Source organism: Nonomuraea typhae, from assembly GCF_009760925.1.
In the GTDB taxonomy this organism is placed as follows: domain Bacteria; phylum Actinomycetota; class Actinomycetes; order Streptosporangiales; family Streptosporangiaceae; genus Nonomuraea; species Nonomuraea typhae.
Genome location: NZ_VRLV01000001.1, coordinates 396494 through 421553, shown reverse-complemented (window position 1 = coordinate 421553; position 25060 = coordinate 396494). Strand labels below are relative to the sequence as shown.

General features: G+C 70.7%; 23 protein-coding genes. 9 read left to right on the top strand and 14 right to left on the bottom strand.

From position 1 onward, the window contains the following. Window positions 1-5: 5 nt before the first annotated feature. The 5 genes from FVE25_RS02005 to mihF all read right to left on the bottom strand — a co-directional run bounded on the left by FVE25_RS02005 (window position 6) and on the right by mihF (window position 4894). The gene (locus tag FVE25_RS02005; RefSeq protein ID WP_219825264.1) at window positions 6-1925 is read right to left on the bottom strand and encodes a TPM domain-containing protein; all 1920 of its coding nucleotides are present in this window, start codon (window positions 1923-1925) and stop codon (window positions 6-8) included. 105 nt (window positions 1926-2030) lie between these two features. After that, a complete protein-coding gene (gene coaBC, locus FVE25_RS02000) occupies window positions 2031-3335 on the bottom strand; it encodes a bifunctional phosphopantothenoylcysteine decarboxylase/phosphopantothenate--cysteine ligase CoaBC (protein ID WP_157244640.1) in 1305 nt (434 codons plus the stop codon). Between the two features lie 269 nt (window positions 3336-3604). After that, a complete protein-coding gene (gene rpoZ, locus FVE25_RS01995) occupies window positions 3605-3874 on the bottom strand; it encodes a DNA-directed RNA polymerase subunit omega (RefSeq protein ID WP_157244639.1) in 270 nt (89 codons plus the stop codon). 5 nt (window positions 3875-3879) lie between these two features. After that, the gene (gene gmk / locus FVE25_RS01990; protein WP_157244638.1) at window positions 3880-4518 is read right to left on the bottom strand and encodes a guanylate kinase; all 639 of its coding nucleotides are present in this window, start codon (window positions 4516-4518) and stop codon (window positions 3880-3882) included. Between the two features lie 52 nt (window positions 4519-4570). Next, complete coding sequence (gene mihF / locus FVE25_RS01985) at window positions 4571-4894, bottom strand: integration host factor, actinobacterial type (protein WP_157244637.1); 324 nt, start codon at window positions 4892-4894, stop codon at window positions 4571-4573. A gap of 384 nt (window positions 4895-5278) precedes the next feature. Between mihF and FVE25_RS56150 the strand changes: the two genes are divergently transcribed. Beyond that, the gene (locus tag FVE25_RS56150) at window positions 5279-5404 is read left to right on the top strand and encodes a hypothetical protein (protein WP_281367790.1); all 126 of its coding nucleotides are present in this window, start codon (window positions 5279-5281) and stop codon (window positions 5402-5404) included. Window positions 5405-5435: 31 nt separating this feature from the next. Here FVE25_RS56150 and FVE25_RS01980 read toward each other — a convergent pair whose 3' ends face one another. The 9 genes from FVE25_RS01980 to pyrR all read right to left on the bottom strand — a co-directional run bounded on the left by FVE25_RS01980 (window position 5436) and on the right by pyrR (window position 16509). Continuing rightward, window positions 5436-5975 (bottom strand): hypothetical protein, encoded by a 540-nt coding sequence (locus tag FVE25_RS01980; RefSeq protein WP_157244636.1) that lies wholly within the window; start codon window positions 5973-5975, stop codon window positions 5436-5438. 625 nt (window positions 5976-6600) lie between these two features. Next, window positions 6601-7296, bottom strand: coding sequence for an orotidine-5'-phosphate decarboxylase (gene pyrF / locus FVE25_RS01975; protein WP_425489473.1), 696 nt, complete (start codon window positions 7294-7296; stop codon window positions 6601-6603). Between the two features lie 133 nt (window positions 7297-7429). Next, window positions 7430-8398, bottom strand: a complete 969-nt coding sequence (locus tag FVE25_RS01970) for a dihydroorotate dehydrogenase (protein WP_157244634.1) — start codon at window positions 8396-8398, stop codon at window positions 7430-7432. Window positions 8399-8414: 16 nt separating this feature from the next. Beyond that, window positions 8415-9287, bottom strand: a complete 873-nt coding sequence (locus FVE25_RS01965; protein WP_246266693.1) for a dihydroorotate dehydrogenase electron transfer subunit — start codon at window positions 9285-9287, stop codon at window positions 8415-8417. 22 nt (window positions 9288-9309) lie between these two features. Further along, on the bottom strand, window positions 9310-12597 hold the full coding sequence (carB, locus tag FVE25_RS01960) for a carbamoyl-phosphate synthase large subunit (protein WP_157244632.1): 3288 nt from the start codon (window positions 12595-12597) through the stop codon (window positions 9310-9312). Continuing rightward, window positions 12590-13687 (bottom strand): glutamine-hydrolyzing carbamoyl-phosphate synthase small subunit, encoded by a 1098-nt coding sequence (gene carA / locus FVE25_RS01955; protein WP_181019472.1) that lies wholly within the window; start codon window positions 13685-13687, stop codon window positions 12590-12592. The genes carB and carA overlap by 8 nt, the downstream gene beginning before the upstream one ends. 5 nt (window positions 13688-13692) lie before the next feature. Continuing rightward, window positions 13693-14982, bottom strand: coding sequence for a dihydroorotase (locus FVE25_RS01950; protein ID WP_157244630.1), 1290 nt, complete (start codon window positions 14980-14982; stop codon window positions 13693-13695). Window positions 14983-15049: 67 nt separating this feature from the next. Next, window positions 15050-15970 carry an aspartate carbamoyltransferase catalytic subunit gene (locus tag FVE25_RS01945; protein ID WP_157244629.1) on the bottom strand — a complete coding sequence of 307 codons (921 nt, stop codon included), beginning with the start codon at window positions 15968-15970 and terminating at the stop codon, window positions 15050-15052. Beyond that, window positions 15967-16509, bottom strand: coding sequence for a bifunctional pyr operon transcriptional regulator/uracil phosphoribosyltransferase PyrR (gene pyrR / locus FVE25_RS01940; protein ID WP_157244628.1), 543 nt, complete (start codon window positions 16507-16509; stop codon window positions 15967-15969). The genes FVE25_RS01945 and pyrR overlap by 4 nt, the downstream gene beginning before the upstream one ends. Before the next feature lie 149 nt (window positions 16510-16658). On the opposite strand from pyrR, the gene FVE25_RS01935 reads away from it, so the two are divergent. The 8 genes from FVE25_RS01935 (at window position 16659) to FVE25_RS01900 (ending at window position 24873) form a co-directional block, all read left to right on the top strand. Next, entirely contained in the window at window positions 16659-17573 is a 915-nt protein-coding gene (locus FVE25_RS01935) for a F0F1 ATP synthase subunit gamma (RefSeq protein ID WP_157244627.1), read from the top strand. 61 nt (window positions 17574-17634) lie between these two features. Next, window positions 17635-17877, top strand: a complete 243-nt coding sequence (locus FVE25_RS01930; RefSeq protein WP_157244626.1) for a DUF3040 domain-containing protein — start codon at window positions 17635-17637, stop codon at window positions 17875-17877. 89 nt (window positions 17878-17966) lie between these two features. Further along, window positions 17967-19352, top strand: coding sequence for an amino acid permease (locus FVE25_RS01925; protein WP_157244625.1), 1386 nt, complete (start codon window positions 17967-17969; stop codon window positions 19350-19352). 15 nt (window positions 19353-19367) lie between these two features. Next, on the top strand, window positions 19368-20612 hold the full coding sequence (locus FVE25_RS01920) for an arginine deiminase (RefSeq protein WP_157244624.1): 1245 nt from the start codon (window positions 19368-19370) through the stop codon (window positions 20610-20612). 9 nt (window positions 20613-20621) lie between these two features. Beyond that, window positions 20622-21626 (top strand): ornithine carbamoyltransferase, encoded by a 1005-nt coding sequence (argF, locus tag FVE25_RS01915; protein WP_157244623.1) that lies wholly within the window; start codon window positions 20622-20624, stop codon window positions 21624-21626. Window positions 21627-21631: 5 nt separating this feature from the next. Next, a complete protein-coding gene (gene arcC / locus FVE25_RS01910; protein ID WP_157244622.1) occupies window positions 21632-22567 on the top strand; it encodes a carbamate kinase in 936 nt (311 codons plus the stop codon). A 21-nt stretch (window positions 22568-22588) separates the two neighbouring features. Beyond that, window positions 22589-24010 (top strand): amino acid permease, encoded by a 1422-nt coding sequence (locus FVE25_RS01905; RefSeq protein WP_157244621.1) that lies wholly within the window; start codon window positions 22589-22591, stop codon window positions 24008-24010. Continuing rightward, complete coding sequence (locus FVE25_RS01900; RefSeq protein WP_157244620.1) at window positions 24007-24873, top strand: universal stress protein; 867 nt, start codon at window positions 24007-24009, stop codon at window positions 24871-24873. Before FVE25_RS01905 ends, FVE25_RS01900 begins: the two co-directional genes overlap by 4 nt. Window positions 24874-25060 lie beyond the last annotated feature (187 nt).

The following is a 25060-nucleotide window of genomic DNA, read 5'->3' as shown; positions in this document are numbered from 1 at the left end:
TCCGGCTAGAAGGCTCCCCCTGAGCCCCGCCGGCCCCGCGTGGCCTGGCCGCCGAAGCTGCCCGGCGTGCGCGCCCGCCGGCCCGGGCCCTGCCCGGCGCCACCGCCCCGCGGCACGCCGCCCAGCATCCCGTCGATGAGGATGCCGCCCAGGACCGCGCCCATCAGCGCGTCGCCGCCCCTGCCGCCGCGCGGGCCGAACGCCGACACCTCGCCGCGAGCGGCCCGCCCGGCCTCCTGGGCGAGCTGGTCGGCCCGCTGGGCGGCGGCCAGCGCCGCGGCGGGCTCCGCACCGGCCCGCGCCCCGGCCTCGGCCAGCATGCGCTCGGCCTCGGCGAGCCGGGTGCGCGCCGTGCTGCCGACCGCGCCGCGGTTGGTGGTGATGAAGTCTTTCGTGGCGGCGATCTCGCTGCGGGCGGTCAGCATGGCCTGGCCGAGCAGGCCGCGTGCCTGATCCTGGCGGGCCTTCTTGTCGCGCACGCCCTTCATCGCCCGGTCCAGCGTCGCCTGCGCCTCCTCCGCCCGCCGCAGCAGCGCGATCGGGTCGATGCCCCCGGCGACGACGTCCTGCGCCACCTGGGTCGCGGTGCTCTCCGCGTAGGCGATCTGCGGCGCCAGATCCGCCGTGTACGCCGCGTCGGCCGCCAGCGCCTTCGCCGCCGACAGGTTGGCCGCCACGGCCTCCAGGGCCGGTTTCAGCCCCGCGGCCGCCTGCCGTACGTCGTCGGCCCGCCTGGTCACCGCCTCCAGGAGCCGCCTGGCCTGGTCCACGGCCGACTGCGCCGCCAGCACCTGGGCCACCGCCCGGCCCGACTCCCCCGCCGCGAGCGACGCCTGGGCCTTCGCCAGCGTCTGCCCGGCGAACTCCAGGCGGTTGGCCGCCTCGTCCGGATTGTCGTGGACCGGGGTGAGCGCGCTGTCGGCGAACCTCTCGGCGGTGGCCGCCATGACCCGCCGTACCTCGGCGACCTTCGGGACCAGCTCGGCATGCGCCTGCCGTACCTCCGCCAGGATCTGCGGCGCCTGCTTCTCCAGGTCGCGCAGCTTGTCGAACGCCTCCGACTCGGCATCCAGCCGGGCGTTGGCGGCCGCGCAGCGCCGGACGATCTCCTCCAGCATCGCCCGGCGGGTCTCGGCGTCCTCCCTGACCTCGTCGTCGAGCCGCTGCCGCAGCCGGAAAGCCTGGTCGAGCTCGCCTCTGGCGTAGGCGAGCGCCTCGGCGAACGGCTGGGCCGCCTCCTCGCCGAACTGCGCCACCGCGAAGCCCACCTCCTGCTCCGAGGTCTTGACCGCGTCGTCGGTGTGCACCAGCGCCTGCCCGGCCCGGGTGTCCAGGTCCTTGGCTGCGGTCGAGACCCTTCTGCGGCGCGCGTACAGGTACACGCCGCCGCCGGTCAGCGCCAGCACCCCCGCCCCGGCCAGCCACCAGGCGCTGCCGGAGCCGGTGTCCGGCGTCCCCGCGACGGCCGCGCCGTACCCCTGGGCCGCGCCGATCGCCGCGCCGGCCCAGTCGCCGTTCTGGAGGGCGGGCACGATGTCCTGGCCGGCCACCTGCGCCATCTGGGCGTTGGACAGCGGGAAGCCGTCGGCGGCGGAGACGGCGTAGCGGCGTTCGACCGTGGCGACGGCCAGGAGGGGGTCGTTGCGGCCCAGGTTGCTGAAGGCGGCCGTCTGGTCGGCCCAGGTGGTGGCGTTCCAGCCGGAGAAGTCGCGGACGTAGACGACGTAGAGGCGGATGCCGTGGGCGCGTTCGAGCTGGTCGAGGGCGCCTCGCACCTCGGCCGCGCGGCTGCCGAGGGCGCCGGCGTGGTCGGTGACGGTCTGGGTGACCGCGTCGGGGGCCTCGGCGTGCGCCGTACCGGCCATGGTCAGGAAGGCGCCGGTGATGAGCAGTATGCGTGTGACGTGCCTGAATGCTGACAACATCGACCGCCCCCGTCGTCGCTTCCCCTGAGGCGTCTCATCCCCACATCACGGAACGTGTACACATTTGTCCCGTTCGTGATGGGTCCAGGTGGCCCAGGGCACGGCTCAGGCCAGGCGCTCGGCCACCAGGGTCCAGAGGGCGTCGGCCAGGTCCTCCTTCGGCCCTCTCGGCACCTCCACCGGCTCGCCGCCCGCCACCAGGATCGTGGCCGCGTTGTCCGGCGTGCCGAAGGCGAGGTGCTCCCCCACCTGGTTGACCACGAGGAGGTCGCAGCCCTTCTTGACCAGCTTCGCCTGCCCGTTGGCCAGCACGTCGTCGGTCTCGGCCGCGAACCCCGCGATCACCGCGGGCCCGTCATCCGGTACGGCACGGCCCGCCCCGCCGGACTCACCCAGCTCCCCGGCGTGGCCGGGCTCGCCCGCCCCGGCAGGCCGGTCCGCCCGCCCGGTGTCCAGACCTTCCCGTCCAGCCCCCTGGGCCCGCCGCTGGCCGAGTTCCGCGAGGATGTCCGGATTTTTCGTGAGCTGGATGGCCTCCGGTTCCCCGGACGTCTTCTTGATCTTGGATGTGGCCCGCTCCGCCGGCCGGAAGTCGGCCACCGCCGCCGCCATCACCACCGCGTCCGCGCCGGCCGACGCGGACAGCACCGCCGTACGCAGCTCGGCCGTCGACTCCACCCGCACCACCGTGGCCCCGGCCGGATCCGGCAGCGAGACGTTGGCCGCGACCAGCGTCACCTGCGCCCCGCGCGCCACCGCCGTCCGCGCCAGCGCGTACCCCTGCAGCCCCGACGAACGGTTGCCGATGAACCGCACGGGATCGATCGCCTCCCGGGTGCCGCCCGCCGAGACGACCACGCGGCGCCCCGCCAGGTCGCGCGGCGCGCCCCGCAGCACGCGGCGGCAGACCTCGAAGATCTCCTCCGGGTCCGGCAGCCGGCCCGGGCCGGTGTCCGCGCCCGTCAGGCGCCCGGAGGCGGGATCGATGACGATGGCGCCGCGTTCGCGGAGTGTGGCGACGTTGGCCCGGGTGGCCGGGTGCTCCCACATCTCGGTGTGCATGGCCGGGGCGAACACCACCGGGCAGCGCGCGGTCAGCAGCGTGGTCGTGAGCAGGTCGCCGGTCAGCCCCTGGGCCGCCTTCGCCAGGAGGTCCGCGGTCGCCGGGGCGACGATCACCAGGTCGGCCGTCTGCCCGATGCGCACGTGGGGCACCTCGTGGACGTTCTCCCACACCTCGGTGGTCACCGGGTTGCCCGACAGCGCCGCCCAGGTCGGCTCGCCCACGAACCGCAGCGCGTCCCTGGTCGGCACCACCCGCACCTGGTGCCCGGACTCGGTGAACAGCCGCAGCAGCTCACACGCCTTGTAGGCGGCGATCCCGCCGCTCACGCCCAGTACGACCTTCATCAGCGCGCCGTCGCTCCTCTCACCGGCCCCCGTCCGGGGCTCCCGTCCCCGCGGAGGTCCGGCGCGACGCGGTCACCGCCCGGGACTCCGCGGCTCCCACCCTAGGGCGGCCGTTCCGGGGTGCTCCGCCCGGGTCCGCGCCCGCCTTCCGCGTACGGCCCGGCCGCACGGCCGGCCACCGCCGGCCGTACCGGAGCCTCGATCCGCGCCCGGACATGCCACAGCTCCCGGCAGCACCACCGCCTGCCGAGAGCTGGAGTCCGGACGGGTCAGACCGCGCCTTCGATGGGCTCGGCGTTGAGCAGCCCCTCGGAGACCTCGCGCAGCGCGATGGACAGCGGCTTCTCCTGGGCGTGGGTCTCGACCAGCGGCCCGACGTACTCCAGGAGGCCCTCACCGAGCTGGGAGTAGTAGGCGTTGATCTGCCGGGCGCGCTTGGCGCCCATGATGACGAGGGAGTACTTGCTGTCGACGATGTCGAGCAGCGAGTCGATCGACGGGTTGGTGATGCCCTCAGCGACCGGGGAAATGCCTGCCACGATTGTCAGACCTCTCGGTTGGTGGATGTCGCGACCCCCTGAGGGTCAGTCATCAAGGCTATCAGCCGGTGACATACATCCTGGACACTCGTGTTCACAAGGGTGATGTCGAACTCGGGCTCGGCGGCGCATTCGATGCGTCCGGCGGCCAGGCGCTTCTCGATGACGTCCTCCGGCTCGGTGCCGCGGCCGCGCAGCCGCCGCTCGAGCTCCTCCCACGAGGGCGGGGCCAGGAACACCAGCAGCGCCTCCGGCATGGTCGTGCGCACCTGCCTGGCGCCCTGGAGGTCGATCTCCAGGAGGGTGGGGACTCCGGCCGCGAGGCGGTCGAGCACCGGCCGGCGCGGCGTGCCGTACCGGTTGCCGGCGAACTCCGCCCACTCCAGCAGTTCCCCTGCTTCGGCGAGCCGGGTGAACTCGGCGTCGTCGGCGAAGTAGTACTGCACGCCGTGCGTCTCGCCGGGGCGGGGTTTCCTGGTGGTCACCGAGACCGACAGCCACACCTCGGGGTGCGACCGCCGGATCTCGGCGACAACCGTGGACTTTCCGACGCCCGACGGCCCGGACAGGACCGTCAGGCGCCTAGAGGGAAGGAAGTCGACGACCTGGGTGTCGTGGGCCTTCACGTTCTCGGACCAAGACATCTCGGTCACTTCCTACCCCCCGTTGAAGCTGCGTTTTCGTGTGAGGACGAGATTAGCTCTCGCCGCCACCGAACTCGCGCTCAAGGGCGGCCCTCTGGTTGGCGCCGAGACCGCGCACGCGGCGCGACTCGGCGATGGTGAGCCTCTCCATGAGCTGCTTGGCGCGGACCTTGCCCACGCCTGGGAGCGACTCCAAAAGCGCCGACACCTTCATCTTGCCGATGACGTCGTCGGTCTGCCCATCCTTGAGCACCTCGGCCAGAGAAACCGCGCCATGCTTGAGCCGGTTCTTGACCTCGGCACGCTCTTTACGGGCCTTGGCAGCCTTCTCCAGGGCTGCGGCGCGCTGCTCGGGGGTCAACGGAGGAAGAGCCACGCCGGGTCACCTCGAATTTCTGTCGATGTACTCGGACGAGAGGGGAAACTAGCTGGTCATCGCCACCTAAGCAACGCCAAGAGCAGTTTCTCTCCAGACAAAATGCAGTTCTTAACTCTCCGTGTTTGTAAAACTACGATGCGCTGATCAAATCGCGCTCACTTCCCGGTTTCCCGCGCTCCTCGCCCGGCGCGCCCGCGAGTGATCTTGACCACGATCTGTTACCCGAAAACCCCGTTGTTGCGCCCCGAAACCCGTTACAGTTCGCCTTTCACCGACCGCCCGGCCGTTGTCAATGGGGGTGTCCCAGAGTACGGCGAGGCGTATCACGACCTTCGCCGCAGGACCTGCAGATGGCGGCCGGGACATGACGGGCAAGCTTCCTTGAGCGTCACGGCCGCGGTCCGCCACCTGTACCGCACGATTCCCAAGCTCGGGGTGGCCGGCCGGGTGGGACTCACCCGGCGCTCCCTCGCGCCCGTGGAGAAGTGGGCCGGTGGGGTGAGCTGAGATGACGCGCTCGATCAGAGACGGGCTGGGGTCACGTCCGACCGGCGCGCTTGGGACTCTTGGCTACCGCCGCACGCATGGCCAGCAGCGCGAGTCCCATGAGCAGAATGTAGAGCGGAAGCCCGAGAGCGACCTGCCGGGCGATGTCGACGACCACGCCGACCTCGGGGGCGGGCGGAGTCGGGGCCCGCCCGTTGCCCCACCACTGCGTGACCGTGTTGGCGATCAAGGTACCGCGCCCTACGAGCGCGTCGTGCATGAACGGGCCAGGCGCGGTGACCAGAGCGAACATCACGCCGCCGGACAGGGCGAAGAGCACTGTCGACTGCCGCTTGCGGCCCCGCATGCTGATCCACGCCGCCACCGGCACGATGACCGCGATGATCGGCGTGAGGCCGACGAACGCGGCACTGGAGTCGAGCAGCCAGTGGTGGATGTGGGAGATGGCGGGGCCGCCCTCGCCTAGGAGGATGGCGTGGTAGATGAACATGACCACGCCTCCGCCGTACGCGAGGACCACCGCGAAGAACAGCAGCCCGAGCCAGGCCAGGCGGTCTGAGTAGAACCTCATGACCATGGCGGGCAGGCCGGTGGCGCGCGGCAGATCTTGGTGGGATGGGGGGTTTGTCGGATCGAATACCTGACGTGGGTTCATGACTGTGGCGGCCTCCACTGAGTGAAGTTGGGAGTTTCCGTCACAGTAATAGTTAAAAACTCAAAGGAAAAGGTTCTTTACAGTAGGAGTTGGGACGGGAAACCCTTGGGGGTATGGCCTCTCCCAGGCGCTTCATGTCACTATTCTCAGGCTCCGCCATTCGTTTCTTCACCACGGGTCCGGCCGGCGCCCGGCGCGTGCCGTACGACGCGAGCCTCGGCCCGCAGCCACGCGCGGGCGTGCACGTTCGCTCTCGCGGCCTCGAAGGCGAGGGCCGGACCGGCGGACGCCGGCGACGCGTCCACCGGCACACGTCGCCTGGAGCCGGACGGCCGGAGAAAGAAATTCCGGGGGCGGCGGACAAGAACTCACCGCGTTATTCATGGAAATCCATCATAGCGCCCGTCAGCCGCGACGGCAGAATTCTTCCGACCCGACATCGGAGCTTGTCAGGACCGGAATCCGGCCGCGCCCGGCAGCCCGGGAATTCACCGTCAAGATGCGCGAGCCGGGAAACGCGGCCCGGAAAAACAAAAGGCCCTCAGGCGGTACGGCGGAGCGAGGCGGCGATGGTGGCGGCCGTGGCGCCGGGGTCGGGGGACGCGGTGATGGGGCGGCCGATGACCAGCAGGTCGGCCCCGTCGGCCAGCGCGCGCTCCGGGGTGGCCACGCGGGCCTGGTCCTGGGTGTCGGCGCCCGCCGGGCGCACGCCCGGGGTGATCAGGGTGATGGCCCGGCCCACCTCCGCCCGCACGGCCGCCACCTCGTGGGGAGAGCACACCAGCGCGGTGGCGCCGGCCTCCACCGACATCGCGGCCAGGCGGCGGACGGCCTCGTCGGCGGGGCCGGACAGGCCGATGCGGTCCAGGTCGGTCTCCGACAGGGACGTCAGCACGGTCACCGCCGCGATCTTGGTGTTCGGGGACGCCTCCACCGCCGCCTGGATCATCGCGGGGCCGCCCGCCGCGTGGACCGTCAGGATCGACGGGCGCAGGCGGGAGACGGCCTTGGCGGCTCCGGCGACGGTGTTCGGGATGTCGTGGAGCTTCAGGTCGAGGAAGATCTGCACGCCGCTGGCGCCCCGGATGGAGGCGATCACGTCGGGTCCGTAGCGGAGGTAGAGTTCGAGTCCGATCTTCACCGTGCTGACGTGAGGGGTGACCAGCGCGGCCCAGCGGGCGGCGGTCTCCAGGTCCGGCGCGTCCAGGGCGACGGCGATCGGGGCGGGCGTCACGATGGTCTCTCCTCCTGCGGGATCCCGCGTGCGCGGGCCCTCGCATGCTGGTTCAGGTCGTGCGGGGCCCCGCGTGCGCGGAGCCCTGCGTACGGGTTCAGGTCTTCGGGGGTCCCGTCGGGCGGGGCCCCGCGCGTCACAACGAGCTCTCTTCGTGCTGGTGCCGCAAGGGACTGCCCGGCGGCCGGTGGGCCAGGCCGACGGCGTCGGCCAGGCGCTGGAAGCCGCGGGCCCGCAGCAGGTCCTCGAGTTCACGCTCGATGCGCAGGCAGGCGTACGGGTCGTGGAACAGCGCCGTGCCCACCCCCACCGCGCACGCCCCGGCGAGGACGAGCTGGAAGGCGTCCGCACCGCTCAGCACCCCGCCCACGCCGATGATGGGCGTCCCGGGCAGGGCGGCGTGCACCTGCCACACACACCGTACGGCCAGCGGCAGGATGGCCGGTCCCGACAGCCCGCCGGTCACCGCCGCCAGGGCGGGCTTGAGCGTGACGGTGTCGATGCTCATGCCCAGCGGGTTGTTGATCATGGACAGCGCGTCGGCCCCCGCGTCCACGCACGCCCGGGCGACGGCCACGATGTCGGCCACGTCCGGCGCCAGCTTGGCGATCACGGGCACGTCGTAGCGCATCACCGATCGCACCGAGGCGATCACCTCGGCCGCGGCGCTGCCCTCACGGGCGAACACCCGGCCCCGGTCCTCGATGTTCGGGCACGACAGGTTGACCTCGACCCCGGTGACCCCGGGCGCGTCCGACAGCCTGCGGGCCAGGGCGGCGTACTCGGCCACGGTCCCGCCGCCGATGGACACGATGGTCTTGATGCCCCGCTGGGCCAGCCAGGGCAGTTCGCGTTCCAGGAAGGCGTCCACGCCGGGCCCCTGGAGGCCGACGGCGTTCAGCAGCCCGGCCGGGGTCTCGGCCATCCGGGGCGTGGGCCGGCCGGCGCGCGGCGCCATGGTGATGGACCGGGTGACCAGCGCCCCCAGCCGATGCAGGTCGAAGAACTGGGCCAGTTCCCGTCCCGAGGCAGCGCAGCCGGCGGCGGTGGTGATGGGGTTCGCCAGCTCGACATGCGCCAGAAAAGTCCGCATATCAACGGACATCTATCCCACCCCCCTCTCAGCTGACATGCCGCGCCCCGCCCCCGGGCGCCCCCAGGGCGTCGAACGGGATCGTTCCCACGTCCTCGAAGCGCACCCGCTCCCCTCGGAACACCGGCCCCTCCGCGCAGGCGCGCACCATGCGGGTCACTCCGTCCTCCCCGATGACCGGCAGCACGCAGGTCATGCAGATCCCGATCCCGCAGGCCATCGCCTCCTCCACCGCCACCTGCACCGGGATGTCGGCCCCCATGGCGACGGCGGTGACCGCGCGCAGGGCCTCCATCGGCCCGCACGCGTAGACGACGTCGGCCCGCGTGTCGCCGATCACCGCGGGCAGGGCGTCGCTCACGGTGCCGCGGACGCCCAGCGAGCCGTCCTCGGTGGTGAGGGTGACGGTCGCCCGCTCGGCCATCCGCCGGGCCCGCATCGCCCCGAAGACCCGGTCGGCCGAGCCGGCGCCGAGCACGAAGTCCACCCGGCAGCCCCGCTCGGCGAGCGCGTCGGCGAGCGGGAACAGCACGGCCGAGCCGTACTCGGCGCCGACCAGCACGCAGTGGGCGGGGTCGCGCGGCAGCGGGAACGGCCGCCCGAGCGGCCCGACGAGGTCGAGCGTGTCACGCGCCCGGCGCTCGGCCAGCCAGGCGGTGCCGGGGCCGCTCGCGCTGAAGACCAGCTCGACGGTCCCGCCGTACTCGGGCTTGACGTCGTGCACGTAGAGGGCGCGGCGCGTCACCATCGCGGTGTGCGCGCCGCCCACCGCGACGGAGACGAAGTGGCCGGGGCGGAAGCGCTCGGCGATGCCGGGCGCCACCACGGTCAGCGCATGGTAGGCGTCGACCCGGCGCGTCGTCAGCACCGTGCCCGTCACCTGCACCGGAGTGCCGGCCAGTGTAGTCACCTCCCGCGGGGTCTCACCCCCGAAGCGTTCGTGCGTGCTCCTGGAGGGACCGTACGCCAACATCGCCCCGCACCTTCGCCTGGATGCCCGCGGCCGCTGCCGCCAGCCCCTGGACCGTGGTGATGCAGGGGATGCCGCGCAGCACCGCGGCGGTGCGGATGTCGTAGCCGTCCAGGCGGGGCCCGGACTGGCCGGGACTGCCGAACGGGGTGTTGACGATCAGGTCCACCTCACCGTCCAGGATGCGCTGGACGATCGTCGGCTCACCTCCGGGTCCCGTGCCGTCGCTCTGCTTGCGCACGATCTTGGCATGGACACCGTTGCGGCGCAGCACCTCGGCCGTGCCCTCCGTGGCGAGGATCTCGAAGCCGAGGTCGGCCAGAGCCCGCACCGGGAAGATCATCGCCCGCTTGTCGCGGTTGGCGACCGAGACGAACGCCCGTCCCTTGACCGGCAGCTCGCCGTAGGCGCCGGCCTGCGACTTGGCGTAGGCGATGCCGAAGAACTCGTCGATGCCCATGACCTCGCCGGTCGAGCGCATCTCGGGCCCGAGCACGGTGTCGACGCCGCGGAAGCGGTTGAACGGCAGCACCGCCTCCTTGACCGCGATCGAGGCGTCGAGAGGCAGCGTCCCGCCGTCGCCGGTCGCGGGCAGCATGCCCTCCTCGCGCAGCGAGGCGATCGACGCGCCGAGCATCACGCGGGCCGCCGCCTTCGCCAGCGGCACCGCCGTCGCCTTGGAGACGAACGGCACGGTACGGCTGGCCCGCGGGTTGGCCTCCAGGACGTAGAGCACGCCGGCCGACATCGCGTACTGGACGTTGAGCAGCCCGCGCACCCCGACGCCCCGGGCGATGGCCTCGGTGGCGGTCCTGATGCGCTTGATGTCGGCGCCGCCGAGGGTGATCGGCGGCAGCGCGCAGGCGGAGTCGCCGGAGTGGATGCCGGCCTCCTCGATGTGCTCCATGACGCCGCCGAGGTAGAGCTCCTCGCCGTCGAACAGGGCGTCCACGTCGATCTCGATGGCCTCGTCGAGGAACTTGTCCACCAGCACCGGGTGCCCGCCCTCCTGGGCCGACATGTACGTGGTGAGCGTCTCGTCGTCGTAGACGATGGCCATCCCGGCGCCGCCGAGGACGTAGGAGGGCCGCACGAGCACGGGATAGCCGATCTCCTCGGCCACCGCCAGCGCCTCGGCCACGGTCGTGGCGGTGCCGTGCTTGGGCGCGGGCAGCCCGGCCTCGGCCAGCACGCGCCCGAAGGCGCCCCGTTCCTCGGCCAGATGGATCGACTCCGGCGAGGTGCCGACGACGGGCACGCCCGCGTCCTTGAGCGCCTGCGCCAGGCCCAGCGGCGTCTGCCCGCCGAGTTGCACGATGACCCCGGCCACCGGCCCGGTCTGCTGCTCGGCGTGGACGACCTCCAGCACGTCCTCCAGGGTGAGCGGCTCGAAGTAGAGCCGGTCGGAGGTGTCGTAGTCGGTCGAGACGGTCTCCGGGTTGCAGTTGACCATGACGGTCTCGAACCCGGCGCGGGACAGCTCGAAGGAGGCGTGCACGCACGCGTAGTCGAACTCGATGCCCTGCCCGATCCGGTTGGGCCCGGAGCCGAGGATGAGCACCTTGGGCCGCTCGCCGTACGGGACCTCGCTCTCCTCGTCGTAGGCCGAGTAGAGGTACGGCGTCTGCGCGGCGAACTCGGCGGCGCAGGTGTCGACCGTGTTGTAAACGGGCCGCAGCCCGAGCGCGTGCCGCAGGTCGCGTACCCGCGACTCGTCCAGGCCGCGGATCTCGGCGATCTGGGCGTCGGAGAAGCCGTGTTCCTTGGCCCGCCGGAGCACCTCGCGCGACAGCTCGGCCGCCCCGGCGAGGGCCGTGGCCTCCTCGTGCAGCAGGAAGAGCTGGTCGATGAACCACGGGTCCACGCTGGTCGCCGCGAACAGCTCCGCGGCCGTGGCGCCCGCCCTGATGGCCTGCTGCATGGTGCGCAGCCGCCCGTCATGGGGGGTACGGCAGGCCGCCAGCAGTTCCGGCTTGCCGGCGACGTCGCCCGCCCAGCTGAACGACGAGCTCTTCTTCTCCAGCGACCGCAGCGCCTTCTGCAGCGCCTCGGTGAAGGAGCGGCCGATGGCCATGGCCTCGCCCACGGACTTCATGTGGGTGGTGAGCGTCTGGTCGGCGCCGCGGAACTTCTCGAAGGCGAAGCGCGGCACCTTGACCACGATGTAGTCGAGCGTCGGCTCGAACGAGGCCGGGGTGACCTTGGTGATGTCGTTGGGGATCTCGTCGAGGGTGTAGCCGATGGCCAGCTTGGCGGCGATCTTGGCGATCGGGAAGCCGGTGGCCTTGGAGGCCAGGGCGCTGGAGCGCGACACGCGCGGGTTCATCTCGATGACGATCATGCGGCCGGTGCGCGGGTCGACCGCGAACTGGATGTTGCAGCCGCCGGTGTCCACGCCGACCTCGCGGATGACCGCGATGGCCACGTCGCGCATGTTCTGGTACTCGCGGTCGGTCAGGGTCAGCGCGGGCGCGACGGTGACGCTGTCGCCGGTGTGGACGCCCATCGGGTCGATGTTCTCGATGGAGCAGACGATGACGACGTTGTCGTGTTTGTCGCGCATGACCTCCAGCTCGTACTCCTTCCAGCCGAGGATGGACTCCTCCAGGAGCACCTCGGTGGTCGGGCTGGCGTCCAGGCCGGCTCCCGCGATGCGGCGCAGGTCGGCCTCGTCGTAGGCGAAGCCGGAGCCGACGCCGCCCATGGTGAAGGAGGGCCGCACGACCAGCGGGTAGCCGAGGGTCCGCGCGGCGGCCAGGCACTCGTCCATGGTGTGGCAGATCACCGATTCGGCGCTGGAGGCGTTGAGCCCCTGCTCGCGGGCGACCTTGGCGACGATCTCCTTGAACCGCTCGCGGTTCTCCCCCGCCTGGATGGCGTCGAAGTCGGCGCCGATCAGCTCGACCTCGTAGCGCTCCAGCACGCCGGCCTCGTGCAGGGCGACGGCGGTGTTGAGCGCCGTCTGGCCGCCCAGGGTCGGCAGGAGGGCGTCGGGCCGCTCCTTGGCGATGATCTTCTCGACGAACTCCGGGGTGATCGGCTCGACGTAGGTGGCGTCGGCGAACTCCGGGTCCGTCATGATCGTGGCCGGGTTGCTGTTGACCAGGATGACGCGGAAACCCTCCGCGCGCAGGACGCGGCAGGCCTGGGTGCCGGAGTAGTCGAACTCGCACGCCTGCCCGATCACGATCGGGCCGGAGCCGATCACCAGGACCGACTGGATGTCTGTTCTCTTAGGCACGCTGCATGACCTCGCAGAACTCGTCGAAGAGGTACGCGGCGTCGTGGGGGCCCGCCGCGGCTTCCGGGTGGTACTGCACGCTGAAGGCGCGCCCGTCGAGCAGGCGCAGCCCTTCCACACAACGGTCGTTGAGATTGACGTGACTGACCTCGGCCCGGCCGTACGGGGTGTCGAACGGCCCGTCGAGCGGGGCCTCGACGGCGAAGCCGTGGTTGTGGGCGGAGATCTCCACCTTGCCGGTGCGCAGGTCCTGGACCGGCTGGTTGACCCCGCGGTGGCCGTAGCGCAGCTTGTAGGTGCCCAGGCCGAGCGCGCGCCCGAAGAGCTGGTTGCCGAAGCAGATGCCGAAGAACGGGACCCGGTTCTCCAGCACCTTCTTCAGCGCGCCGACGTCGGCGGTGGCCGGGTCGCCCGGGCCGTTGGAGAAGAACACGCCGTCCGGCTCGACGGCCATGATCTCCTCGTAGGTGGCGGTGGCGGGCAGCACGTGCACCTCGCAGCCCCGCTCGGCCATGCGCTGCGGGGTCATGCCCTTGATGCCGAGGTCCACGGCCGCGACCGTGAACCGCTTCTCGCCGATCGCCTTCACGACGTACGGCTCGGCGGCCGAGACCTCTTCCGCCAGGGCGGAGCCGGCCATCGGCGGCGCCTGCCGTACGCGCTCGACCAGGTCCTCGACCGGGACGGACGGAGCGCTGAAGATGCCGGCGCGCATCGCGCCCCGCTCGCGCAGGTGGCGGGTGAGCGCGCGGGTGCCGCGCAGGGCGATGCCGACGACGCCCTGCTCCTTGAGGTAGGCGTCCAGCGAGCGGTTGGCCCGCCAGTTGGAGACCACGCGGGACGGCTCGCGCACGACGTAGCCGGCGACCCAGACCTTCGCGGACTCGGGGTCCTCGTCGTTGACGCCGGTGTTGCCGATGTGCGGGGCGGTCATCGCGACGATCTGCCGGTGGTAGGACGGGTCGGTGAGGGTCTCCTGGTAGCCGGTCATGCCGGTGTTGAAGACCATCTCACCGAACGTCTCGCCCTCGGCGCCGTAGGAGGTTCCGTGGAAGACACGTCCGTCTTCCAGGACCAGCACCGCGTCGATCTGGCTCAAACCAGCTTCCCTTCCAGAACGGTGGGCTTGCCGCGCAGGAAGGTGGCGACGACCCGGCCGGGCAGCGTCATGCCTTCGTAGGGGGTGTTGCGGCTCTTGGAGGCGAAGGCACGCGGGTCCACCTCGGTGCGCGCGTCCGGGTCGTACAGGGTGATGTTGGCCGGGGCGCCGACGGCGATGGGGTTGCCGTGGCCGTTCAGGCGGCCGATCTCGGCGGGCTTGAGCGACATGCGCTCGGCGACGCCGGCCCAGTCGAGCAGGCCGGTGCCGACCATGGCCTCCTGGACGACGCTGAGCGCGGTCTCCAGGCCGACCATGCCCATGGCGGCCGCCGCCCACTCGGTCTCCTTGTCCTCGACCGGGTGGGGCGCGTGGTCGGTGGCGACCACGTCGATGGTGCCGTCGGCCAGCGCGGCGCGCAGGGCCTCGACGTCGGCGCGGGTGCGCAGCGGCGGGTTGACCTTGTAGATCGGGTTGTAGGAGCCGTTGGGCGAGTCCTCGACCAGTTCGTCGGTCAGCAGCAGGTGGTGCGGGGTGACCTCGGCGGTGACGTTCCAGCCCTTGGACTTGGCCCAGCGCAGGATCTCGACCGAGCCCGCGGTGGAGACGTGGCAGACGTGCAGGCGGGAGCCGACGTGCGCGGCCAGCAGGCAGTCGCGGGCGATGATCGCCTCCTCGGCGACGGCGGGCCAGCCGGCCAGGCCGAGGCGGCCGGAGACGACGCCCTCGTTCATCTGGGCGCCGCCGGTCAGGCGGGGCTCTTGGGCGTGCTGGGCGACGACGCCGTCGAAGGCTTTGACGTACTCCAGCGCGCGGCGCATCAGGACCGCGTCGTCCACGCAGTGGCCGTCGTCGGAGAAGACGCGCACGCGGGCCGCGGAGTCGGCCATGGCGCCGAGCTCGGCCAGCTGCTTGCCCTCCAGGCCGACGGTGACGGCGCCGACCGGCTGCACGTCGCAGTAGCCGCCCTCCTGGCCGAGCCGGTAGACCTGCTCGACGACGCCGGCGGTGTCGGCGACCGGGGAGGTGTTGGCCATGGCGTGCACGGCGGTGTAGCCGCCGCGGGCGGCCGACTGGGTGCCGGTCAGGACGGTCTCGGCGTCCTCGCGGCCGGGCTCGCGCAGGTGGGTGTGGAGGTCCACCAGGCCGGGCAGCGCGATGGCGCCGCCGCCGTCGACCACGTCGTCGGCGCCCTGCAGGCCGGGGCCGATTTCCGTGATCTCGCCGTTCTCGACGCGGATGTCGGCCGGGTCCCCGCCCAGAATGCGGACGTTCTTGATGATCATCGTGCCTCCTTCGTCGGCACGACGATCATCATGATGCTGTGCCCATTGGTTCGTTCGCTGCGCTCTCTCACTGTGCGGACTCTCCCCCCAGGAGCAGGTACAGGACGGCCATGCGGGTGGTCACGCCGTTGGCGACCTGCTCGACGATGGTCGAGCGCGGGGAGTCGGCCACCTCGGCGGCGATCTCCATGCCCCGGTTCATCGGGCCGGGGTGCATCACGATGGCGTCCTCCGGCATCTTGGCGAAGCGATCGCGGTCGAGGCCGTAGCGGCGGGAGTACTCGCGCTCGCTGGGGAAGTACGCGGCGTTCATGCGCTCCTTCTGCACCCGGAGCATCATGACGACGTCGGACTTGGGCAGCACCGCGTCGAGGTCGTAGGAGACCTCGCACGGCCAGGTGCCGACGGAGACCGGCAGCAGCGTGGGCGGGGCGACCAGGGTCACCTCCGCGCCGAGCGTGGCCAGCAGCAGCACGTTGGAGCGGGCGACGCGGGAGTGCAGCACGTCGCCGACGATGGTGATCTTCCGGCCTTCGAGCGAGCCGAGGCGGCGGCGCATGGAGAAGGCGTCGAGCAGGGCCTGCGTGGGGTGCTCGTGGGTGCCGTCGCCGGCGTTGACGACGCTGCCGCGCACCCAGTTGGCCAGGCGGTGCGGCGCGCCGGAGGCGCCGTGGCGGATGACCACGGCGTCGGCGCCCATCGCCTCCAGGGTCAGCGCGGTGTCCTTGAGCGACTCGCCCTTGGAGACGCTGGAGCCCTTGGCGGAGAAGTTGATGACGTCGGCCGACAGGCGCTTGGCGGCGGCCTCGAAGCTGATGCGGGTCCGGGTGGAGTCCTCGAAGAACAGGTTGACCACCGTGCGGCCACGCAGCGTGGGCAGCTTCTTGATGGACCGTTCCGAGACGGCCGCCAGTTCCTCGGCGGTGTCGAGAATGAGCAGCGCGTCGTCCTTGGACAGGTCGGCGGCGGAAATCAGATGCTTGTTCATTTGATCAGCTCCACTGCGTCGCGCCCGTCGATCTCTTCGAGGTAGACCTTCACCTTCTCGCTCTTGGCGGTCGGGAGGTTCTTGCCGACGTAGTCGGCGCGGATGGGGAGCTCGCGGTGGCCCCGGTCGACCAGGGTGGCGAGCTGCACGGCGGTCGGCCGGCCCAGGTCGTTGAGCGCGTCGAGCGCGGCGCGGACCGTGCGGCCGGAGAAGAGCACGTCGTCGACGAGGACGACGGTCTTGCCGTCGACGCCGTCCGGCGGGAGCTCGGTGTGGCCGAGGGGGCGGGCGGGCTTGAGCCGGAGGTCGTCGCGGTACATCGTGACGTCGATCGAGCCTACGGGGATCTTCACGCCTTCGAACTGCTCGATCCGCGCACCGAGCCGCTGGGCGAGCGTGGCGCCGCGGGTCGGGATGCCGAGGAGGACGACGCCGTCGGCGCCCTTGGTGCGCTCGAGGATCTCGTGCGCGATGCGGGTCAGCGCCCGGTGGATGTCCGGGCCCTCGAGGACGGCCCGAGCTCCGCTGGATTCGGACATGAGAAAACTCACCACCTTTCCCGCCTCACAGGACGGGGCTTAAAAGGGTGTCGGTCGGGACACACAGTACCAGGCGCTACCAGCCACGATGCGGAGGCCCCCGCGTGGCGTTAGCCTGATCCCGCACGATATGTAACCAGGGGGTCACATTGGGTGCTCAACTTCGCCAGATTCGCCAGCGGATCAGATCCGTCAAGTCGACCGCGAAAATCACGCGGGCGCAGGAGCTCATCGCCTCCTCGCGGGTGGGCAGGGCCCGCGACCGGGCCGCGGCGGCCGAGCCGTACGCACGCGAGATCTCGAAGGCCGTCTCGGCTCTCGTCAGCCATCACCTGCCGATGAACCACGCACTGCTCAACGAGCGGCCGGACGCCTCGCGGGTGGCGGTGCTCCTGCTCACCAGCGACCGGGGCTTCGCGGGGGGATACAACCAGAACGTGATCAAGCACGGCCAGGCCCTGCACGCGCTCTTCGAGGAGCAGCGCAAGGAGCCGGAGTACTACGTCGTCGGGCGCAAGGGGATCGACTGGTTCCGCTTCCGGGGGCGGGAGACGCGCGGGCAGTGGGCGGGGATGAGCGGGCAGCCCGGCTACGCCACCGCGGCGGAGATCGGGCGGACGCTCGTCGAGGCGTTCGACACGCCCACGCGCGAGGGCGGGGTGGGCGAGGTGCACGTGGTGTACACCGAGTTCGTCACCATGCTCACGCAGGCGCCGCGGGTGATCAGGATCCTGCCGATGGAGGTGGAGGAGGTCGAGGGCGAGGGCGAGGGCGAGGCGGCCGCGGGAGCGCCGATGGCGCCCTACGAGTTCGACCCGGACGCCGCGACGGTGCTGGACGAGCTGCTGGAGAAGTACGTCAGGTCGCGGATCTGGTTCATGCTGCTGTCCTCGGCCGCCGCCGAGCACGCGGCCCGCCGTACCGCGATGACGGCGGCCACCGACAACGCGCGCGACCTTATCGAGACGCTCACCCGGGAGGCCAACGAGGCCCGCCAGGCGGAGATCACCACGGAGATCACCGAGATCGTCGGCGGGGCGGAGGCGCTCAAGCGCCGGCCCTGATTTGGCAAACTCGGATAAATCGGTATAAAACCTCCCTCAAGTCTCTTGGGGGAGGTTCATCATGGCGCTGTCCGCACGCGAGCAGTCCGTCCTGGACGCGATCGCGCGTCAGCTCGCGGACGAGGACCCGGCGCTGGTGAAGGGCCTTTCCGAGCACGGCCGCGGCACCGTGACCGCCGAGCGCATCCCGGGGGCCTTCGACGCCTGGCCGGTGGCGCTGATCGCCGTGTGCCTGGCCGTCTTCACCGTGGTCCTGCTGCTCAGCGGTACGGCAGGCGATGTGCCCAATGCCGTGATCCGGTAATTTTCCGGCAAGCCCTGTGTCGCCACTCTGAGTGCCGGGCACGTCACCGGAGGTCGGTTTTCGGGGACTGATGTGCCGGGGGGCACCGCATGGGGGAACCACGACCGCCTGACGGCGGGGTAACGACCGCGACACCCACCCACACCACACCCGGCGCGGGTGGGCTCGGACTCGGCTCGGCGACAGCGCTCATCATCGGCAACGTGGTGGGCACCGGAATCTTTCTGCTCCCCGCATCCCTGGCGGCCTTCGGGACCGTCAGCATCGTCGCCATGGGCGTGGTCACGCTCGGCGCCATCGCCATGGCGGTCGTCTTCGGCAAGCTGGGCGAGCGCATCCCGGCGGGCGGCGGGCCATACGCCTACGCCCGCGACGCCTTCGGCGAGTTCGCCGGATTCTGGAACGCCTGGTCGTTCTGGCTGACCGCGTGGATCGGCAACGCGGCCATCGCGGTCGCCTGGGTGGGTTACGTGCAGTACTTCGCCCAGCAGGTCTTCGGGCTCGACTGGACCGGCACCCTGGCCGCCGTGCTCGTCGGCCTGGTCGGCATCTGGATCCCGGCCCTGGTCAACCTCATGGGCGCGCGCAACATGGCCGCCTTCCAGCTCGTCACCACGATCCTGAAGTTCGCGCCGCTGATGTTCGTGGGCGTCGTGGGGCTCTTCTTCGTCCAGGCCGGCAACTTCGGGCCGTTCAACGCCACCGACGGCAACTGGGTGGGCGCGATCTCGATGGCCGGGGCGGTCGCCCTGTTCATCTACTCGGGCGTGGAGAGCGTCTCCATCGCCGCCGAGAAGATCAGGGACCCCGAGCGCAACATCGGCCGCGCCAGCGTCATCGGCGTGCTGGCCTGCGCCGTGCTCTACATGCTGAGCACGGTCGCGGTCATGGGCACCGTCCCGCACGCCGCGCTGGTCGGCTCCACCGCGCCCTTCGCCGACGCGCTCAACAACATGTTCGGCGGCTCGATGGGCGGCATCCTCATGGCTGTCTGCGCGATCATCTCCGGGATCGGCGCCCTGAACGGCTGGACCATGCTGGTGGCCGAGATGCCGCTGGCGGCCGCCAGGGACGGCATGTTCCCGCCGCTCTTCGGCCGGGTCTCGCGCCGGGGCGTGCCCGCCAACGGCATCCTCGCCGGCACCGTCCTGACCTCGGCGATGCTGCTGATCGGCTACACCTCGGAGAACGCCTTCAACACGATCGTGCTGCTGGCCTCCTTCACCACGGTCATCCCGTACTTCTTCTCCGCCGCCGCCCAGATCTTCTGGCTGGCCACCGGCGCCCGCGCGGTCGAAGGGCGCCGCCTGGCCCGCGACTCGGTCATCGCCGCGGTCGCCCTGCTGTTCGCCTTCTGGATGGCCTACGGCTCGGGTGCGCAGGCGGTTCTCGGCGGGACGCTCATGCTCCTGGTCGGCGTTCCCGTCTACATCTGGGTCAAGTCCAAGCGCGGCGAGTACGGCCCGCGCTTCTGAGGGGATACACCAAAAATGACGTTTCATGTGGATTCCGAAGTCGGCAGGCTCCACCAGGTACTCCTGCACAAGCCCGAGCTGGCGCTCAAGCGCCTGACACCCACCAACAAGGACGAGTTCCTGTTCGACGACGTCCTGTGGGTCCAGCGGGCCGTAGAGGAGCACGAGGAGTGGCAGCAGGTGCTGCGCGACCGCGGCATCAAGGTCTACATGCTGGCCGACCTCCTGCGCGAGACCCTCGACATCCCCGAGGCGCGCAAGCACGTCCTGGAGCACGTGGTCGACGAACGCTGGATCGGCCCGCTGGCCACCGACGCCGTCCGCAACGCCCTGGACGCCATGCCCTCGCGCGAGCTCCAGCAGTTCCTGACCGGCGGCATCACCAAGGCCGAGATGCTGGAGCGCGGCGTCGATCCCAAGAGCGTCGCCTACCACGTCCTCGACGACGCCGACTTCATCCTGCCGCCGCTGCCCAACCACCTGTTCACCCGCGACACCTCGTGCTGGATCTACAACGGCGTCTCCATCAACGCGATGAAGAAGAAGGCCCGCCAGGCCGAGACCGTCAACCTCGAGGCCGTCTACAAGTACCACCCGACCTTCGCCTCCGGCTTCGGCCGGCCCGACGCGGGCGGCTTCAACGTCTGGATGCCCGGCACCCCGGTCGCCCCCGCCACGATGGAGGGCGGCGACGTGCTGGTCATCGGCCGCGGCGCCGTACTCATCGGCATGAGCGAGCGCACCCAGCCGCAGGCGGTCGAGATGCTCGCGCGCAACCTCTTCAAGCACGGCGGCGCCAGGAAGATCGTCGCGCTCAACATGCCGAAGGCCCGCGCCTTCATGCACCTCGACACCGTCATGACCAACGTGGACGTGGGCGTGTTCACCAAGTACGCCGGCCTCGGCATGCTGCCCTCCTACACGATCGAGCCCGGCGACAACGAGAAGGAGCTCAAGGTCACCGACCACCCGCCGGAGGACATGCACAAGGCGATCGCCAGGGCCCTGGACCTGGATGACATCAAGATCCTCACCGCCCGGCAGGACGTCTACGCCGCCGAGCGGGAGCAGTGGGACGACGGCTGCAACGTGCTGGCCATCGAGCCCGGCGTGGTCGTCGCCTACGAGCGCAACACCACCACCAACAACTACCTGCGCGCGCAGGGCATCGAGGTGATCACCATCAGGGGCAGCGAGCTCGGCCGCGGGCGTGGCGGGCCGCGCTGCATGAGCTGCCCGCTGGAACGCGACGGCATCTGAGGGGATTTCATGGCATTCAACCTGCGTGGGCGCAGCTTTCTCAAGGAGCTGGACTTCACTCCTGAGGAGTTCGCGTTCCTGCTGAAGCTGTCGGCCGATCTGAAGGCGGCCAAGTACGCCGGGATCGAGCAGCAGCGGCTCCGGGGCAAGAACATCGCCCTGATCTTCGAGAAGACCTCGACCCGCACCCGGTGCGCGTTCGAGGTGGCCGCCCACGACCAGGGCGCCCACGTCACCTACCTCGACCCGTCCGGCTCCCAGATGGGCCACAAGGAGTCGGTGAAGGACACCGCCCGGGTGCTCGGCCGGATGTTCGACGGCATCGAGTACCGGGGCAGCGCCCAGGCCAACGTCGAGGAGCTGGCCGCCTACTCCGGCGTCCCGGTGTGGAACGGCCTGACCGACGAATGGCACCCCACGCAGATGCTCGCCGACATGCTCACCATGAAGGAGCACAGCGACAAGCCGCTGCACGACATCTCCTTCGCCTACCTCGGCGACGCCCGCAACAACATGGGCAACTCCCTGCTGGTGACCGGCGCCATGTTCGGCATGGACGTGCGCCTGGTCGCGCCCAAGTCGCTGCAGCCGGACGCCAAGATGGTCGTCAAGCCGGCCAAGGACCTGGCCAAGCAGACCGGCGCCACGATCACCGTCACCGACGACGTGGCCAAGGGCGTCAAGGGCGTCGACTACCTCTACACCGACGTGTGGGTGTCGATGGGCGAGCCCAAGGAGGTCTGGGCCGAGCGGATCAAACTGCTCAAGCCCTACCAGGTCAACGACAAGGTGGTGAAGGCGACCGGCAACCCGAAGGTGAAGTTCATGCACTGCCTGCCGGCCTTCCACAACCGCGAGACCACGGTCGGCGAGGACCTCTACGAGAAGACCGGCCTGGACGCCCTGGAGGTGACCGAGAGCGTCTTCGAGTCACCGCGCTCGATCGTCTTCGACGAGGCCGAGAACCGCCTGCACACGATCAAGGCCATCATGGTCGCCACGCTGGGGGACTGACGAGCATGCGTGTCATCGTCGCCCTAGGGGGCAACGCGCTGCTCAAACGCGGCGACAAACCGGATGCCGACCTCCAGATCGCCAACGTCGCCATCGCGGTCAAGACGCTGGCCAGGCTGGCGGAGGAGCACGAGCTGATCATCACCCACGGGAACGGCCCGCAGGTCGGCGTCCTGGCCCTGGAGAGCGCCGGCGACCCCAACCTGAGCCGGCCGTACCCCTTCGACACGCTCGGCGCCGAGACGCAGGGCATGATCGGCTACTGGATGCTGCAGGCCCTGCAGAACGCGCTGCCCGGCCGCCAGGTCATGGCCCTGGTCACCCAGACCCTGGTCTCGGCGGTCGACCCGGCCTTCTCCAACCCGACCAAGTTCGTCGGCCAGGTCTACGAGCAGGCCGAGGCGGAGAAACTGGCCGGGGAGAACGGCTGGACCGTCAGGCAGGACGGCCGGTACTGGCGCCGCGTGGTGCCCTCCCCCACGCCGCAGCGCGTGGTGGAGACCCGGCTGATCCGCAAGGCCGTGCGCGACGGCGTCGTCGTGGTCTGCGCCGGCGGCGGCGGCATCCCGGTCATCCGCGACGCCCAGGGCCGCCTGACCGGCGTCGAGGCCGTCATCGACAAGGACCTGACCGCGTCCATGCTGGCCGAGGCGCTGGAGTGCGACGCGTTCCTCATCCTCACCGACGTGCCGCGGGTCATGAAGGACTTCGGCACCCCGCAGGAGAGCGAGATCGGCCACACCACGCCGCACGAGCTGCGCTCCATCGACTTCCCGGCCGGCTCGATGGGGCCGAAGGTGGAGGCGGTGTGCCGGTTCGTGGAGACCACCGGTGACATGGCCGCGATCGGCAAGCTCGACCAGGCGGTCGAGATCCTCAAGGGCGAGGCGGGGACGATCGTCACGCCGAACGCCACCTGGCCCCTCACGAGCACGCTCTAGTCCGTTCCAGGGGAGGTTCCGGTGGCACTTCAGCAGTTGTTCCGCATCAAGCCGACCGACGAGATCGTCTCGGAGGCCGGGCAGGGCGAGGGCGGCGAGCTCAGGCGCACGATGGGCCTGTGGCAGCTGACCCTGTTCAGCGTCGGCGCCACGCTCGGCACCGGCATCTTCGTCATCCTCGGCCAGGCCGTGCCCAAGGCGGGCCCCGCGGTCGTGCTGGCGTTCGTGGTGGCCGCCGTCACCGCGCTGTTCTCCGCGCTGAGCTACGCCGAGCTGGCCGGGACCATCCCGGTCTCCGGCTCGTCCTACTCCTACGCCTACGCCACCCTCGGCGAGATCGTGGCCTGGGTGTGCGGGTGGTGCCTCATGCTGGAGTACGCGGTGTCGGTGGCGGCGGTGGCCGTCGGCTGGGGCGAATACCTCAACACGTTCTTCCAGGGCCTGTTCGGCTGGCAACTGCCGGCCGCCATCACCCACTCCCCCGGCGACAAGGGCGGCGTCGTCAACGTCACCGCGATCCTCATCGTGGCGCTGTGCACGTGGCTGCTGCTCGGCGGCGCCTCGGAGTCGGCCAAGGCCAACGTCGTCTTCGTGCTCATCAAGGTCGCGGTGCTGGCGTTCTTCTGCATCGTGGCGTTCACCGCGTTCCAGACGAAGAACTTCGCCCCCTTCGCCCCGCTGGGCGCCGCGGGCGTCACCGCCGCCGCCTCCCAGGTCTTCTTCTCCTACATCGGCTTCGACGCCGCCTCCACCGCCGGAGAGGAGGCCAAGAACCCCCGGCGCGACCTGCCGCTGGCCATCGTCTTCTCCCTGCTCATCGTCACCGTCATCTACGTGCTGGTGGCCGTGGCCGCCGTCGGCGCCATGCCGTGGACCGAGTTCGACCCGGACTCCACCGAGGCCAGCCTCGCGCTCATCGTGGACCAGGCCACCGGCGCCACCTGGCCCGGCCTCATCGTCTCCTTCGGCGCCGTCATCGCCATCGCCAGCGTCGTGCTCACGGTCATGTACGGCCAGACCCGCATCCTGTTCGCGATGTCGCGCGACGGGCTGATCCCGAAGGTGTTCCAGAAGGTCAACCCGCGCAAGCAGGTCCCGGTGGCCAACACCCTGATCGTGGCGCTGTTCATCGCCGTGCTGGCCGGGCTGGTCCCGCTGGGCCAGCTCGCCGAGGCCACCAGCATCGGCACGCTGTTCGCCTTCGCGCTGGTCAACGTCGGCGTGATCGTGCTCCGCTACACCCGTCCCGACCTCCCCCGCAACTTCAGGACCCCGCTCTTCCCGGTCACTCCGGTCCTCGGCGTGATCATGTGCGTGCTGGTCATGGCGGGCCTGGCCGGGGTCACCTGGGTGGCCTTCCTGCTGTGGATGATCCTCGGCTTCGCCTGCTATTTCCTGTACGGCTACCGCCATTCCCGGCTCAACTCGGAGGCGCCCCAGTGAAGATCGAGAACGTGCTGACCGGCTTCATCGCCGAGCCCCGGGGGCGCGACGGCCTGGCGCTGGCCGTCCTGCTGGCCCGGCAGGCCGGAGCCCGGCTGACGGTGGCCACCGTCCAGCCGCCCACCTGGCACACCCCGGGCCCGGCCAAGGCCGACGAGAGCGCCTGGCGCGCCTATCTGCGCGAGCAGGCTGAGAGCACGCTGGAGCAGGCCCGCGAGCTGGCCGGAGAGTCGGCCGAGTACGTGGTCCACAGCCACAAGGGCAGCGGGCGCGGCCTGGTCGAGCTGGCCCGCAAGCGCGAGGCGGACGTGGTGGTGATCGGCTCTGCCCCCTCCGGCTCCAAGGGCCGCATCTCGCTGGGCAGCACCGCCGACCAGCTCCTGCACGCCTCCTCGGTGCCGGTGCTGCTGGCCCCCAAGGGCTGGGCGGAGGAGCCGCCGCCGGAGTTCGAACGCCTCACCGTCGCCTACCGGCGCGGCCCCGGCTGCGACCACGCGGTCGGCGAGGCGGCCAGGGCGGCGGCCCTCCTGGACGTGCCGCTGCGGCTGGTCACGCTGGTGCTCAGCACCGGCAGGAAGGCCCAGATCGAGCTGGACATGATCGAACGGCTGCGCGACCACGCCGCCGCCGACCTCAAGGCGGCCGCCCGGGGCCAGCGCCGCCGCGTGGAGGTGGAGGTCGAGGTCCTGGAGGGCCGGAGCGTGGCCCAGGCCCTGCGCACCACCTCGTGGCGGCCGGGCGAGTTCATCGTCTGCGCGTCCAGTAGTTCCGGTCCGTTGCGGAGGGTCTTTCTGGGCGACACTTCGATCAAGATCGTGAAGGCCGCCACCCGGCCGGTGATGATCCTGACTCGGGAGCCATAGCTGGATATCCCTCGTCAAACTATGACGAAGTACTGTTATCAACGGGACAAGCGGGGCGATTGAGGCGTTCCATACCGGACCGGATTCGGCATCTTTTTTCCAATCAGCTTGACCTTCGGCTGAACCCCCTTTACCGTCACTGTGCGTAACCACTCCACGTGGCGTTCTGGGGTAAACCCGGGGCCAT

Coding starts and splice junctions, on each gene's coding strand:
- FVE25_RS01930 (WP_157244626.1), top strand. CDS start 17,635: ATGGCGCTGTCCGCACGCGAGCAGTCCGTCCTGGACGCGATCGCGCGT.
- FVE25_RS01970 (WP_157244634.1), bottom strand. CDS start 8,398: ATGTCCGTTGATATGCGGACTTTTCTGGCGCATGTCGAGCTGGCGAAC.
- coaBC (WP_157244640.1), bottom strand. CDS start 3,335: ATGAAGGTCGTACTGGGCGTGAGCGGCGGGATCGCCGCCTACAAGGCG.
- argF (WP_157244623.1), top strand. CDS start 20,622: ATGGCATTCAACCTGCGTGGGCGCAGCTTTCTCAAGGAGCTGGACTTC.
- FVE25_RS01925 (WP_157244625.1), top strand. CDS start 17,967: ATGGGGGAACCACGACCGCCTGACGGCGGGGTAACGACCGCGACACCC.
- FVE25_RS01950 (WP_157244630.1), bottom strand. CDS start 14,982: ATGATCATCAAGAACGTCCGCATTCTGGGCGGGGACCCGGCCGACATC.
- FVE25_RS02005 (WP_219825264.1), bottom strand. CDS start 1,925: ATGTTGTCAGCATTCAGGCACGTCACACGCATACTGCTCATCACCGGC.
- FVE25_RS01920 (WP_157244624.1), top strand. CDS start 19,368: ATGACGTTTCATGTGGATTCCGAAGTCGGCAGGCTCCACCAGGTACTC.
- gmk (WP_157244638.1), bottom strand. CDS start 4,518: ATGTCTTGGTCCGAGAACGTGAAGGCCCACGACACCCAGGTCGTCGAC.
- pyrR (WP_157244628.1), bottom strand. CDS start 16,509: ATGTCCGAATCCAGCGGAGCTCGGGCCGTCCTCGAGGGCCCGGACATC.
- arcC (WP_157244622.1), top strand. CDS start 21,632: ATGCGTGTCATCGTCGCCCTAGGGGGCAACGCGCTGCTCAAACGCGGC.
- FVE25_RS01945 (WP_157244629.1), bottom strand. CDS start 15,970: ATGAACAAGCATCTGATTTCCGCCGCCGACCTGTCCAAGGACGACGCG.
- FVE25_RS01980 (WP_157244636.1), bottom strand. CDS start 5,975: ATGAGGTTCTACTCAGACCGCCTGGCCTGGCTCGGGCTGCTGTTCTTC.